Origin of the sequence: Streptococcus sp. 2_1_36FAA (assembly GCF_000161955.2) — a bacterium.
Taxonomy (GTDB): domain Bacteria; phylum Bacillota; class Bacilli; order Lactobacillales; family Streptococcaceae; genus Streptococcus; species Streptococcus gordonii.
In genome coordinates this window covers 83131-96830 of the sequence record NZ_KI391974.1, presented here as the reverse complement: position 1 = coordinate 96830, position 13700 = coordinate 83131, and the positions used below count along the sequence as shown (strand labels likewise).

The window sequence follows — 13700 nt, the reverse complement described above, 5'->3', positions numbered from 1 at the left end:
GAAAATGATAGAATTTGCTTGACTTTGAAAAATATTGGTGTATAATGATAAATGTAAGCTGTTTCAGGAGGGAGAAGTATGCTAAAGTCTGAACGAAAACAAGTGATTTTAGAACAGTTAAAAGATCATCGAACAGTTTCCTTAGATCGTTTAGTTCATATTCTAAAAACTTCAGAATCCACCGTTCGGCGCGATTTAGATGAATTAGAAAGCGAACAGAAACTACGACGGATTCATGGCGGTGCAGAAAACATTCATTTTTTACAAGAAGAAGAAAGCAATCAAGAAAAATCTATCAAAAACATTCAATTTAAGCAGAAAATTGCAGAAAAAGCTGCCAGTCTTATTCAGGATCATGATGTTGTCTTTATCGATGCTGGTACTACAAATGAGTTATTAATACAAGCAATTCATAACCACAAAGTAACGATCGTAACCAATTCTATTCATCATGCATCAAAACTTGTTGAGCGAAATATCCCTACAGTTATTGTCGGTGGAACAGTAAAAAGATCTACAGATGCCAGTATAGGAGGGATAGCTCTTAATCAAATTGGTCAACTGAATTTTGATAAAGCTTTTATTGGAATGAATGGAATTGATGATAGTTTCTATACAACACCAGATATGGAAGAAGGAGCTGTTAAGCGAGCCATTATGGAAAACGCAAAACAAACTTATGTCTTATCAGACCCGTCAAAACTGGATCAAGTATCCTTTGTCAAAGTGGCTCCTCTTGCTAAAGCAAAAATAATTACTAATAAAATTTCGTCCATCTTGCTGGAAAAAATTAAGGAAAAAACGGAGGTGATTGAAGTATGATTTATACTGTAACATTAAACCCGTCCATTGACTATATTGTTCGTTTGGATAAGGTCCTGATAGGAAGTGTCAATCGAATGGATAGTGATGACAAGTTTGCTGGTGGAAAAGGTATCAATGTTAGCCGAGTTCTAAAAAGATTAGGTATTGATAACAAAGCAACTGGTTTTATTGGTGGCTTTACTGGTAAATTTATCACGGACACTCTTGAAGAAGAAGGAATCTCCAGTCACTTCGTAGAAGTTGAGGAAGATACACGCATCAATGTCAAGATAAAGGCAGATGCTGAAACAGAAATTAACGGACCTGGTCCTGACATTTCTAGTCTGAAATTGGAGGAATTAAAGAGTATTCTTGCTTCCCTAACTTCTGATGATACAGTAGTCTTTGCTGGAAGTAGTCCTAAAAATTTAGGAAATACTATCTACAAAGACCTGATCGGATTAACCAGGAAAACAGGAGCGCAAGTAGTCTGTGACTTCGAAGGACAAACATTGCTTGATTCCTTGGAGTTTGAGCCACTTTTGGTCAAACCTAATAATCATGAACTAGGTGATATTTTTGAAGTGAAACTCGAAAGTTTAGATGAAATCGAAAAATATGCTCGTCAAATCTTAGACAAAGGAGCACAACATGTGATCATTTCTATGGCTGGTGATGGTGCCTTGTTGGTGACTCAAGAAGGTGCATACTTTGCAAAACCTATCAAGGGGAGTGTCAAAAATTCTGTCGGGGCTGGCGATTCTATGGTCGCTGGATTCACAGGCGAATTTGTCAAATCAAAAGATGCAGTAGAAGCATTTAAATGGGGTGTAGCTTGCGGAACGGCAACTACCTTCTCAGATGACTTGGCAACAGCTGAATTTATTAAAGAAACATATGAAAAAGTTGAGGTAGAAAAACGATGAAAATTCAAGACCTATTGAGAAAAGATGTCATGTTGCTGGATTTGCAGGCAACTGAAAAAACAGCTGTCATCGAAGAGATGATTAAAAGCTTGGTTGATCACGGTTATGTAACAGACTTTGAAGCTTTTAAAGAGGGAATTTTGGCGCGTGAAGCTCTAACTTCCACTGGTTTGGGTGACGGAATCGCTATGCCTCACAGCAAAAATTCTGCTGTTAAAGAAGCAACAGTTCTATTTGCTAAGTCAAACAAGGGTGTCGATTATGAAAGTCTAGATGGACAACCAACTGATTTATTCTTCATGATTGCAGCTCCAGAAGGTGCTAATGATACTCACTTGGCAGCCTTGGCAGAATTGTCTCAATACCTGATGAAAGATGGCTTTGCGGATAAATTGCGCCAAGTGACTTCGCCTGATCAAGTGATCGAGCTCTTTGACCAAGCTTCAGAAAAAGCGGAAGAAGTTGCTGTGGTTGAACCCGCAAATAAAGGTGGAGACTTCCTTGTAGCTGTAACAGCATGTACTACAGGGATTGCGCATACCTACATGGCTCAAGAGGCCTTACAAAAGGTCGCAGCTGAAATGGGTGTCGGCATCAAGGTTGAAACCAATGGTGCCAGCGGTGTTGGAAATAAGCTAACAGCTGAAGATATTAAAAATGCTAAGGCTGTTATTATTGCTGCTGACAAGGCAGTAGAGATGGATCGTTTTAATGGCAAACCATTAATTAATCGTCCAGTCGCGGATGGTATCCGTAAGACAGAAGAACTGATCAATTTGGCTCTTTCAGGAAAGGCCGAGATTTACAAGGCTACTAATTCCGGTGGTGTTGCAGAATCTAGCAACGAAAAACTTAGTCTGGGTGGCGCTTTCTATAAGCACCTGATGAGTGGTGTATCCCAAATGTTGCCATTCGTTATCGGTGGCGGGATTATGATTGCTATCGCCTTCTTGCTGGATCAGATCTTAGGTGTACCAAAAGATCAGCTTTCTAATCTAGGAAGCTATCATGAGATTGCAGCGCAGTTTAAATCAATTGGTGGAGCAGCCTTTGGCTTCATGTTACCAGTATTGGCCGGTTACATTGCTTACTCAATCGCTGAAAAACCAGGTCTGGTTTCTGGTTTCGTAGCCGGTGCGATTGCTAGCAGTGGCGCATCCTTTGGTGGCGTTGCTTACGCTGCAGGTGGTGAAAAGACGCTTTCTTTGGTAGGCGTATCGTCTGGTTTTCTTGGAGCTCTGGTCGGTGGTTTCTTAGCTGGTGGGGTGATTTTAGTCCTTCGCAAATTACTTGCAGGTCTACCTCGCTCACTTGAAGGTATCCGTTCAATTTTGCTCTTGCCACTTCTTGGGGTATTAGTTACTGGATTCCTGATGTTGGCTGTTAATATTCCAATGTCTGCAATCAATACAGCCCTCAACGATTTCCTTGCTAGTTTGAGCGGAAGTTCAGCTGTCCTTCTTGGCCTCTTGGTCGGTGGTATGATGGCGGTCGATATGGGTGGACCAGTTAATAAGGCTGCTTACGTATTTGGTACTAGTACACTCGCAAGTACTGTTTCAACTGGTGGATCACCTGTTATGGCAGCGGTTATGGCTGCTGGTATGGTCCCACCTCTAGCAGTATTTGTGGCTACTCTCTTCTTTAAAAATAAATTCACTGAGGAAGAACGCAATTCTGGAATTACAAACATTGTCATGGGACTTTCTTTCATCACAGAAGGTGCGATTCCATTTGGTGCTGCTGACCCAGCCCGCGCTATTCCAAGCTTTATCGTAGGTTCAGCCCTTACAGGTGCTCTTGTAGGTCTTACTGGAATCAAACTCATGGCCCCTCACGGTGGTATCTTCGTTATTGGATTGACAAACAACCCAATTCTTTACCTAGTATATGTTTTGATTGGTGCAGTAGTCAGTGGTATTATCTTTGGATTCTTACGCAAACCATTGTCAAAATAAGTATAATATTGGACTTCTTCGGAGGTCCTTTTTTGTAGATAATTTTATTTATTATGAAGAAAAGGAGAATGAGCAAGAGAGAAGCAAACTATAGTCAGTGATTGAAAATTATGCTATAATTTACATAACGCAAATTTTTAGGAGAACAACAATGGAACTACAACGCGAAAAAGAATTCGTCAGCCAATATCACTTTGATGCACGTAATTTTGAATGGGAAAAAGAAAACGGAACACCCGAAACAAAAGTCGATGTCAATTTTCAACTATTGAATCATGATCAAGAAAATCAAGTAACTTCTTTGGTTGTTATTTTGAATTACATGATCGTTTTTGAAGCCTTTGTGATTAGTGGAGTGATTTCTCAAGTTAACCATATTCAAGGTCGAATCATTGGCGAACCAAGTGAATTTGATCAAGAAGAAGTAGAGCAATTAGCTAAACCTTGCTTATCAATGCTTAACCGCTTGACTTATGAAGTGACAGAGATCGCCCTGGATTTACCAGGTATTAATTTGGAGTTCTAAATGAAACTAGCTGTTATTACAGATTCCTCAGCCTACTTAAAATCGGAAGTCTTAGAAAAGGAAAATCTATTTATTCTGGATATTCCAGTTTTCATTGATGGGAAAACATACGTTGAAGGGAAAAATCTGACTGCAGAAGAATTCTATCAAAAAATGGCACTCTCTGCTGAATTACCCAAAACAAGCCAGCCTAGTATAGCTGAATTGGAAGATCTGCTTTCTACTTTAGCGGGAAACGGATATACTCACGTTCTGGGACTCTTTCTTTCTAGCGGTATTTCTGGCTTTTATCAAAACATTCAGTTCTTAAAAGATGAATTTCCTCAGTTAGAAATCGCTTTTCCAGACTCCAAGATTACCAGCGCCCCATTAGGAATCATGGTTCAATCTGCACTCAACTGGGCAGAAGCAGGACTAGATTTCAATGAAATCCTCACAAGAATTAATGTTCAGATTGACGGGACTAGCGCCTTTATCATGGTTGATGATCTGAATCATCTTGTTAAAGGGGGGCGCCTTTCAAATGGTGCTGCTATTCTAGGAAATCTACTAAGTATTAAGCCAATTCTATATTTTAATCATCATGGAGTGATTGAAGTTTTTGAAAAAATTCGGACGGAGAAGAAGGCAACTAAACGACTTATTGAACTTGTTGAGGAACGGACTTCTTCAGGAAAATATGAAATTATCGTTATTCATGCTAACGCAGTTGACAAAGCAGAGACCTTACGTCAATCTTTACTCGAAAGTAACATTAGTGCAGAGGTTTCTCTAGCAACTTTTGGTAGTGTTATTGGTACACACCTTGGAGAAGGAAGTATCGCATTAGGCTACATTCCTCTGTTTGACTAATACTCAAATCTATCAAAAAAGGAGATGCAGATGGGAATTAAAGTAATCATTGCAGGCTTCAAAGGTAAAATGGGCCAAGCAGCCTACAAAATGGTGACAGAAGATCCTGAACTAGAATTAGTTGGGTTACTGGATCCTTTTACGGACGAAAAAGAAGTGGCAGGAGTTCCTGTTTTCGACGCAAAGGAAGAATTGACTGGGCTGGAAGCCCATGTCTGGGTTGATTTTACGACCCCTAAAGTAGCTTATGAAAATACACGCTTCGCTCTAGAACAGGGATTTTGTCCAGTGGTCGGAACGACAGGTTTTACTCCTGAGCAGTTGGAAGAGTTAATCACACTATCTAAGGAAAAGAAGTTAGGTGGATTGATTGCTCCGAATTTTGCATTGGGAGCCGTTTTGCTGATGCAATTTGCAGCTCAGGCTGCCAAGTATTTCCCTAATGTAGAAATTATTGAGCTACATCACGACCAGAAAAAGGATGCACCGAGCGGGACGGCCATCAAGACAGCCGAGCTTATCAGCCAAGTTAGACCTAGCAAGCAACAGGGAGCTACTGATGAGGAAGAGTCCATAGCTGGCGCTCGCGGAGCTGATTTCGATGGCATGCGTATCCATTCGGTTCGCTTGCCAGGTCTGGTTGCTCACCAAGAAGTAATCTTTGGCAGCCGGGGAGAGGGATTGACCCTGCGACATGATTCCTATGACCGAGCTTCCTTTATGACAGGGGTTAATCTGGCCATTAAAGAAGTTATCAAACGCTCAGAATTAGTCTATGGATTGGAACATTTACTATGAGATTAGAAACTCTGCCTTCTGAATTTCAGGAGGCTTTGCCAGTATTAGAGAAGATAAAAGCTGCTGGCTTTGAAGCTTATTTTGTTGGGGGCTCTGTTCGAGATGCCCTTTTGAAACGACCTATTCACGATGTGGATATTGCCAGCTCCAGCTATCCCGAGGAAACCAAGCGTATCTTTGACCGTACGGTTGATGTGGGGATTGAGCATGGAACCGTCTTGGTTCTGGAAAATAACCGTGAATATGAGGTAACAACTTTCCGGACTGAGGATGTCTATGTGGACTACCGCAGACCTAGTAAGGTTTCTTTTGTGCGTTCTTTGGTGGAAGATCTCAAGCGGCGAGATTTTACAATCAACGCCCTAGCTTTGGATGAAAACGGTCAAGTCATCGATCTTTTCCAGGGGCTAAATGACTTGGAAAATCGGATTTTGCGGGCCGTTGGGACAGCTGCAGAGCGTTTTAATGAAGATGCTCTCCGTATCATGCGGGGCTTTCGTTTTCAGGCTGCCTTGGATTTTGATTTGGAGCAAGATACTTTCCTAGCTATGAAGAATTGCGCTCCTTTGCTGGAAAAAATTTCAGTTGAACGAATTTTTATCGAGTTTGACAAGCTACTGCTGGCTCCGTATTGGCGCAAAGGATTAGAGTCACTCTTAAAAAGCAATGCAATAGAATTTTTGCCAGATTTGAAAGGAAGTAGAGCTAACTTGGAACGACTGTTTGAGTTGGCTTCAGATTTTCGTTTTTCAGCGTCCGAGCAGGCTTGGGCAGCACTTTTGCTAGCCTTGGATGTGCAAAATGTCAAAGGTTTTCTAAAAGACTGGAAGACCTCTCGTGAATTTGCCAAAAGAGTAGCAGATATTGTTGAAATTGTGACGATTCGCTCAGAACGGGACTTGACCAAGCGTGACTGCTATGATTACGATATAGACTTATTGCTACAAGCAGAAGAACTTCGTCAGGCGCAAGGTCTACCAGTTGATTTCTCTGCCATTCAAAATCTTGATGCCAGTCTGACTATTCATAACAAGCAGGAAATGGTGGTCAATGGTGGCATGCTGATACAGGATTTTGGCTTTAAGCCCGGACCAAAACTTGGCCAAATTCTGAAAGAGTTGGAATACGCTATTGTAGACGGCCGTTTGCCTAATGATCTAGAGGCTATTTACGCCTATATCAAGGAGAGAAAATGAGCGATTTTATCGTTGACAAGCTAACCAAATCAGTAGGAGATAAGACTGTTTTTCGGGATATTTCCTTTATCATTCATGACCTGGATCGGATTGGTCTGATTGGTGTCAATGGAACAGGAAAGACAACACTGCTGGATGTCTTGTCGGGCAAGTCGGGCTTTGACGGAGATGTCAGCCCTTTTTCTGCTAAGACAGGCTATAAGATTGCTTACCTGACTCAGGAGCCTGATTTCGATGAAGAGCAGACAGTGCTTGACACTGTTCTATCCAGTGATTTACGGGAAATGCAGTTGATTCGAGACTATGAGCTGCTCCTGACGGCTTATGATGAAAGTCAGCAGTCTAGGCTAGAAGCGGTTATGGCTGAGATGGACTCGCTGCATGCTTGGGAGATCGAAAGTCAGGTCAAGACGGTCCTGTCCAAGCTTGGTCTGACAAATCTATCTCTCAAGGTTGGCCAGTTATCAGGAGGCCTTCGTCGCCGAGTGCAGCTGGCCCAGGTTCTCTTAGGCGATGCTGATTTGCTCTTGCTAGATGAGCCGACCAACCACCTAGATATTGATACCATTGAATGGCTGACCCATTTCTTGAAAAATTCTAAGAAGACCGTGCTTTTCATCACCCATGATCGCTATTTCTTGGATAATATTTCAACTCGAATTTTTGAGTTAGATGGCGGTCGCTTGATTGAATACCAGGGAAATTATCAAGACTATGTCCGTCTCAAGGCAGAGCAGGATGAACGGGATGCAGCCTTACTCCATAAGAAGCAGCAGCTATACAAGCAGGAGCTTTCTTGGATGCGGCGTCAGCCTCAGGCTCGGGCAACTAAGCAGCAGGCTCGTATCAATCGTTTCCATGATCTCAAGAAAGATTTGGCCGGTCAGACGATTGACAGCAATCTGGAAATGAACTTTGAAACCAGCCGTATCGGAAAGAAGGTTATCGAGTTTCAAAACGTGGACTTTGCTTATGACCAGAAGACTATTCTCTCTCAGTTTAATCTTTTAATCCAGAACAAGGACCGCATTGGGATTGTCGGAGATAATGGAGTCGGCAAGTCAACCTTGCTCAATCTGATTGCGGGAAAACTTCGGCCTCAGGCTGGTCAGCTCATTATCGGAGAGACGGTTCGAATAGCCTATTTCTCTCAGCAGATTGAGGGCTTGGATGAGTCTAAGCGTGTCATTAATTATCTGCAAGAAGTTGCTGAGGAAGTCAAGATAGGCAGTGGAACGACTTCCATTGCAGAACTCTTGGAGCAGTTTCTCTTTCCTCGATCTACTCATGGGACTTTGATTGAAAAGCTATCTGGTGGAGAGAAAAAACGACTTTATCTGCTCAAGCTTCTCTTGGAAAAGCCCAATGTCTTGCTTCTTGACGAGCCGACCAATGATTTGGATATTGCGACTTTGACGGTGTTAGAAAACTTTCTACAAGGCTTTGCCGGGCCAGTTATTACAGTCAGCCACGACCGTTATTTCCTAGACAAGGTAGCCAGCAAGATTTTAGCTTTTGAAGATGGAGGTGTCAGAGAGTTTTTCGGAAATTACACCGATTACTTAGATGAAAAAGCCTTTCTAGCAGAAAGCTCTGCTATTTCCCAAAAGACTGAAAAGGAAAAATCGACCAAAGTGCGTGAGGATAAAAAGCGCATGACCTATTTTGAGAAGCAGGAGTGGGAGACTATCGAGGCCGATATCGAGGCGCTGGAGGGGCGAATTGCTGAGATTGAAGCGGCCATGCAGGAGAATGGCTCTGACTTTGCTCGCCTGTCTGAACTCCAGCAAGAACTAGATGAGCAGAACGAAAAACTGCTGGAAAAATACGAGCGCTATGAATACCTGAGTGGGTTAGAGTAGAAAAGCAAAAAATCAACTTAAAAGCGTAGGACGTTTTCTTTCCTACGCTTTTTTAGTTTGATTCTATTCCCACTCTACAGTTGCAGGTGGTTTGCTTGTGATATCATAGACGATGCGGTTGACGTGGTCTACTTCGTTTACGATACGAACAGAAATTTTTTGTAAGACTTCCCAAGGAATCTTGGCAAAGTCAGCTGTCATGCCATCGATAGAAGTGATAGCACGAATAGCAATTGTGTAGTCGTATGTGCGTCCGTCTCCCATAACACCAACAGAACGAACACCTGTATTAACGGTGAAATACTGCCAAATATCGCGGTCAAGACCGGCCTTAGCGATTTCTTCACGAAGAATAGCATCAGACTCACGAACAGTTTCTAATTTCTCTTCAGTGATTTCTCCCATAACACGAATAGCAAGACCTGGGCCTGGGAACGGTTGGCGCCAGACGATTTCATCAGGCATACCAAGCTCTGAACCCAAAGTACGAACTTCGTCCTTATAAAGCGTGTTCAGCGGTTCAATCAGCTCAAACTGCATATCTTCAGGCAGACCACCCACGTTATGGTGAGACTTAATAGTCTGAGCGGTATCAGTACCAGATTCAATCACATCGGTATACAGAGTTCCTTGTGCCAAGAATTTTACATCTTTCAGTTTGCTGGCTTCGTCGTCAAAGACATAGACAAATTCATTCCCGATGATTTTGCGTTTTTGTTCTGGATCAGAAACACCAGCGAGTTTATCGAGGAAACGTTTAGCAGCGTCTGCTTTGACGATATTTAGCCCGAATTTTCCGCCCAACATTTCCATAACTTGATCAGCTTCACCCTTACGCAAAAGACCGTGGTCAACAAAGATACAGATCAATTGGTCGCCAATAGCTTTTTGCAAAAGAACGCCAACCACAGAAGAATCAACCCCACCTGATAGACCGAGAAGGACGCGCTTGTCACCAACAGTCTCACGGATTTGTTTGATCTGCATATCAATGAAATTATCCATTGACCAGTCGCCTTTGGCTCCACAGATATTTAGAGCAAAGTTGCGAAGAATATCGTAGCCAAACTCAGAATGGCGAACTTCAGGGTGGAATTGAATCCCATAAATCTTCTTAGCAGGATGTTCAATAGCTGCAAAAGGACAGTCAACAGAAGTACCAGTGCGGACAAAGTCAGCAGGGATTTCAGTTACCGCATCTCCATGGCTCATAAGAACCAATTGTTCTTCAGGTGTACTGTCAAAAAGAGGAGAAGACGTGCGAGTCAATTTAGACTGACCATATTCGCGATTTCCAGCATCACCAGCCGGCACTACCTTACCTCCTAATTTATGAGTCAGAAGTTGCATACCATAACAAATTCCCAAGATAGGAATGCCTAACTCAAAAATTTCAGGATCAATATCAAAGGAACCGTCTTCATAAACAGAGTTTGGTCCACCAGAAAGAATAATTCCGACGGGATTAATCTCTTTTACCTCTGCAGCGGAAATTTTATTACTCTTTAATTCAGAAAATACCCCAATTTCACGAATCCGACGAGAGATGAGCTGGTTGTATTGGCTGCCATAGTCCAATACGATAATTTTTTCGACATCTTGCAATTCAGATTTAGTCATCTTTTTCCTTCCCTAAAAGAAATTTATTTTTCCTTATTTTATCATAAAAGAGAGGCTTTTTCCAATGCCATGAAGTAAATGTTGACTTTTATTTCGATTGATAATACAATATTTTTAAAAGGAAATCCAAAAAGGAGATCACTATGCTCCCTGCTTATTTACAAATTCATGATCAAATCAAAAAGGAAATTGATGAAGAAGTCTGGCAAATCGGACAGAGATTACCCAGTGAGCGAGACTTAGCTGAGACTTTTCAAGTTAGTCGTATGACTCTTCGCCAAGCTATCACACTCCTTGTAGAAGAAGGAGTACTGGAACGACGGGTTGGGAGCGGAACATTTGTTGCCAGCACGCGCGTCCAGGAGAAAATGAGAGGCACTACCAGCTTTACTGAGATTATGAAGTCTCAGGGTAAAACACCTTCCAGTCAGTTGATCTCCTATCGACGAACTCTACCAAGCAAACAAGAAATCGAAAAGCTAGGAATAAACAAGACTGAAAATATTATTCGAATGGAGCGGGTTCGCTACGCAGATAAGCTACCAGTAGTATACGAAGTAGCTTCAATACCAGAAAAGTTTATTAAAAATTTCAACAAAGAAGAAATTACCAGTCATTTCTTTCAAACTCTTCAAAAACATGGTTATAAGATTGGAAAATCCCAACAAACGATATACGCCCGCTTGGCTAAGGAAAAGATCGCCCATTATCTTGGAATCCCGAGAGGTCATGCCATTTTGGCTTTGACACAAGTATCTTATTTCGAAGATGGGACAGCCTTCGAGTATGTAAAAAGTCAATATGTCGGAGATCGTTTTGAATTTTATTTAGAAAACAACTAATTTACATAATTATAATTACGTAACACCCTTAGAAATACAAGGGTGTTTTTAAAACCCGAAAAAGATGAATTTGAATTACCTTAAAACATTTGCGAAAGAAAAGTCATTTCCACTGTGAGTAACTAGAGTTTATCAGCCTTTTTTGGTATAATAATTCTTATGGAAATCGAAAAAACCAATCGTATGAATGCTCTGTTTGAATTTTATGCTGCTCTATTGACAGATAAACAGATGAATTACATCGAGCTATATTATGCGGATGATTATAGCCTTGCTGAAATAGCAGAAGAATTTGGTGTCAGCCGTCAAGCAGTCTATGATAATATCAAACGAACAGAGAAGATTTTAGAAGACTATGAAATGAAGTTGCATATGTATTCTGACTACATTGTTAGGAGTCAAATTCTGGAAGAAATCGCTGACAAATATCCTGAAGATAGTTTCTTGCAAGAGCAAATTGCAACTCTATCCAGCATTGATAACAGAGACTAATCATGGCAAGACAAGTTATCTACAAGGGAATGTCTTGCTGGTTATTGGAGTCGGAAGAACCTTTCCCTGCCAGAGTGCAAATCATCTCCCCTGATGATCTTTCTAAAGCAATGAAATTAGGATTCAGTTGCTGGGGATATCCAAATGAGATTATGAAAGAAATCTCTACCGAAGAATACGAATGTTTAAGTCGTCATGGACGATTTCCACTAAATTGATTGAAATAGAAACTAGGAGAATTACAAAATGGCATTTGAAAGTTTAACAGAACGTCTGCAAAACGTCTTTAAAAATCTGCGCAGAAAAGGAAAGATCTCAGAGAGCGATGTTCAGGAAGCGACCAAAGAGATTCGTCTGGCCCTTTTAGAGGCCGACGTTGCCTTGCCAGTTGTCAAAGAATTTATCAAGAAAGTTCGTGAGCGTGCGGTCGGTCATGAGGTTATCGACACCCTCAATCCTGCGCAACAGATTATCAAGATTGTTGACGAAGAGCTGACAACTATCCTGGGCTCTGATACTGCTGAGATTATCAAGTCGCCAAAGATTCCAACTATTATCATGATGGTTGGTCTGCAAGGGGCTGGTAAGACTACCTTTGCTGGTAAGCTTGCTAATAAGCTCAAGAAAGAAGAAAATGCTCGCCCGCTCATGATTGCGGCAGATATTTACCGTCCGGCGGCTATTGATCAGCTGAAAACACTGGGACAGCAAATTGATGTACCTGTCTTTGCTTTGGGTACAGAAGTTCCAGCTGTTGAGATTGTCCGTCAAGGTTTGGAGCAAGCCAAGGTCAACCACAACGACTATGTCCTGATTGATACGGCTGGGCGCCTTCAGATTGATGAAAAGCTCATGCAGGAGCTATCTGATGTCAAAGCGCTGGCTAATCCCAATGAAATCCTCTTAGTTGTCGATGCCATGATTGGTCAGGAAGCGGCTAATGTCGCTCGCGAATTTAACAGCCAATTGGAAGTGACTGGGGTTATCCTGACTAAGATTGATGGCGATACCCGTGGTGGTGCAGCTCTATCTGTCCGTCAGATTACTGGCAAACCTATTAAATTTACTGGTACCGGTGAAAAAATCACCGATATCGAAACCTTCCACCCAGACCGTATGTCCAGCCGGATTTTGGGCATGGGGGACATGCTGACTCTGATCGAAAAAGCCTCTCAAGAATACGATGAGAAAAAATCGCTTGAAATGGCTGAAAAGATGCGGGAAAACACCTTTGATTTCAATGATTTCATTGATCAATTAGACCAAGTGCAAGGCATGGGTCCTATGGAAGATTTGATCAAAATGCTACCTGGTATGGCTAGCAACCCCGCTCTTAAAAACTTTAAAGTCGATGAAAGAGAAATTGCCCGCAAGCGTGCCATTGTGTCTTCAATGACACCTGAAGAACGTGAAAATCCTGATTTATTGACACCTAGCCGTCGTCGTCGAATTGCTAATGGTTCAGGAAATAGCTTTGTAGACGTCAATAAGTTTATCAAAGATTTCAATCAGTCAAAACAATTGATGCAAGGTGTTCTCTCTGGTGACATGAGCAAGATGATGAAGCAAATGGGACTCAATCCAAACAATATGCCTAAAAACATGCCAGGAGGCGGTGCAATGCCAGATATGTCAGCCCTTCAAGATATGATGGGTCAAGGCGGCATGCCGGATATGTCAGCTTTGGGAGGAGCTGGTATGCCAGATATGAGTCAAATGTTTGGTGGCGGCCTCAAAGGGAAGGCTGGAGAGTTTTTGATGCGTCGAAGCATGAACAAAATGGCTAAGCAAATGAAGAAAAATAAGAAGAAGCGGAAGTAATAA

Annotated in this window: 13 protein-coding genes; 12 read left to right on the top strand and 1 reads right to left on the bottom strand. The window is 41.8% G+C overall.

Annotated elements, in window-relative coordinates:
- The first annotated feature begins 78 nt into the window (after positions 1-78).
- The 8 genes from HMPREF0847_RS02895 to HMPREF0847_RS02860 all read left to right on the top strand — a co-directional run bounded on the left by HMPREF0847_RS02895 (position 79) and on the right by HMPREF0847_RS02860 (position 8922).
- A complete protein-coding gene (locus HMPREF0847_RS02895) occupies positions 79-822 on the top strand; it encodes a DeoR/GlpR family DNA-binding transcription regulator (RefSeq protein ID WP_008808697.1) in 744 nt (247 codons plus the stop codon).
- On the top strand, positions 819-1730 hold the full coding sequence (gene pfkB / locus HMPREF0847_RS02890) for a 1-phosphofructokinase (RefSeq protein WP_008808696.1): 912 nt from the start codon (positions 819-821) through the stop codon (positions 1728-1730). The genes HMPREF0847_RS02895 and pfkB overlap by 4 nt, the downstream gene beginning before the upstream one ends.
- On the top strand, positions 1727-3688 hold the full coding sequence (locus HMPREF0847_RS02885; RefSeq protein WP_008808695.1) for a PTS fructose transporter subunit IIABC: 1962 nt from the start codon (positions 1727-1729) through the stop codon (positions 3686-3688). The genes pfkB and HMPREF0847_RS02885 overlap by 4 nt, the downstream gene beginning before the upstream one ends.
- A 151-nt stretch (positions 3689-3839) precedes the next feature.
- Positions 3840-4214 (top strand): DUF1149 family protein, encoded by a 375-nt coding sequence (locus tag HMPREF0847_RS02880; RefSeq protein ID WP_008808694.1) that lies wholly within the window; start codon positions 3840-3842, stop codon positions 4212-4214.
- A complete protein-coding gene (locus tag HMPREF0847_RS02875; protein WP_008808693.1) occupies positions 4215-5066 on the top strand; it encodes a DegV family protein in 852 nt (283 codons plus the stop codon).
- 30 nt (positions 5067-5096) lie between these two features.
- Entirely contained in the window at positions 5097-5864 is a 768-nt protein-coding gene (gene dapB / locus HMPREF0847_RS02870; RefSeq protein ID WP_008808692.1) for a 4-hydroxy-tetrahydrodipicolinate reductase, read from the top strand.
- The gene (locus tag HMPREF0847_RS02865; RefSeq protein WP_008808691.1) at positions 5861-7060 is read left to right on the top strand and encodes a CCA tRNA nucleotidyltransferase; all 1200 of its coding nucleotides are present in this window, start codon (positions 5861-5863) and stop codon (positions 7058-7060) included. The genes dapB and HMPREF0847_RS02865 overlap by 4 nt, the downstream gene beginning before the upstream one ends.
- Positions 7057-8922 carry an ABC-F family ATP-binding cassette domain-containing protein gene (locus tag HMPREF0847_RS02860; protein ID WP_008808690.1) on the top strand — a complete coding sequence of 622 codons (1866 nt, stop codon included), beginning with the start codon at positions 7057-7059 and terminating at the stop codon, positions 8920-8922. Before HMPREF0847_RS02865 ends, HMPREF0847_RS02860 begins: the two co-directional genes overlap by 4 nt.
- A 63-nt stretch (positions 8923-8985) precedes the next feature.
- Here the strand turns inward: HMPREF0847_RS02860 and guaA are convergent, their stop codons facing one another.
- On the bottom strand, positions 8986-10542 hold the full coding sequence (gene guaA, locus HMPREF0847_RS02855; protein WP_008808689.1) for a glutamine-hydrolyzing GMP synthase: 1557 nt from the start codon (positions 10540-10542) through the stop codon (positions 8986-8988).
- Positions 10543-10685: 143 nt separating this feature from the next.
- Between guaA and HMPREF0847_RS02850 the strand changes: the two genes are divergently transcribed.
- The 4 genes from HMPREF0847_RS02850 to ffh all read left to right on the top strand — a co-directional run bounded on the left by HMPREF0847_RS02850 (position 10686) and on the right by ffh (position 13697).
- Positions 10686-11384: a GntR family transcriptional regulator gene (locus HMPREF0847_RS02850; protein ID WP_008808688.1), complete on the top strand. Its 699-nt coding sequence runs from the start codon at positions 10686-10688 to the stop codon at positions 11382-11384.
- Between the two features lie 159 nt (positions 11385-11543).
- Positions 11544-11876 carry a putative DNA-binding protein gene (locus HMPREF0847_RS02845; RefSeq protein WP_008808687.1) on the top strand — a complete coding sequence of 111 codons (333 nt, stop codon included), beginning with the start codon at positions 11544-11546 and terminating at the stop codon, positions 11874-11876.
- 2 nt (positions 11877-11878) lie between these two features.
- On the top strand, positions 11879-12094 hold the full coding sequence (locus HMPREF0847_RS02840) for a hypothetical protein (RefSeq protein ID WP_037622298.1): 216 nt from the start codon (positions 11879-11881) through the stop codon (positions 12092-12094).
- A 28-nt stretch (positions 12095-12122) separates the two neighbouring features.
- Positions 12123-13697 (top strand): signal recognition particle protein, encoded by a 1575-nt coding sequence (gene ffh, locus HMPREF0847_RS02835; protein ID WP_008808686.1) that lies wholly within the window; start codon positions 12123-12125, stop codon positions 13695-13697.
- Positions 13698-13700 lie beyond the last annotated feature (3 nt).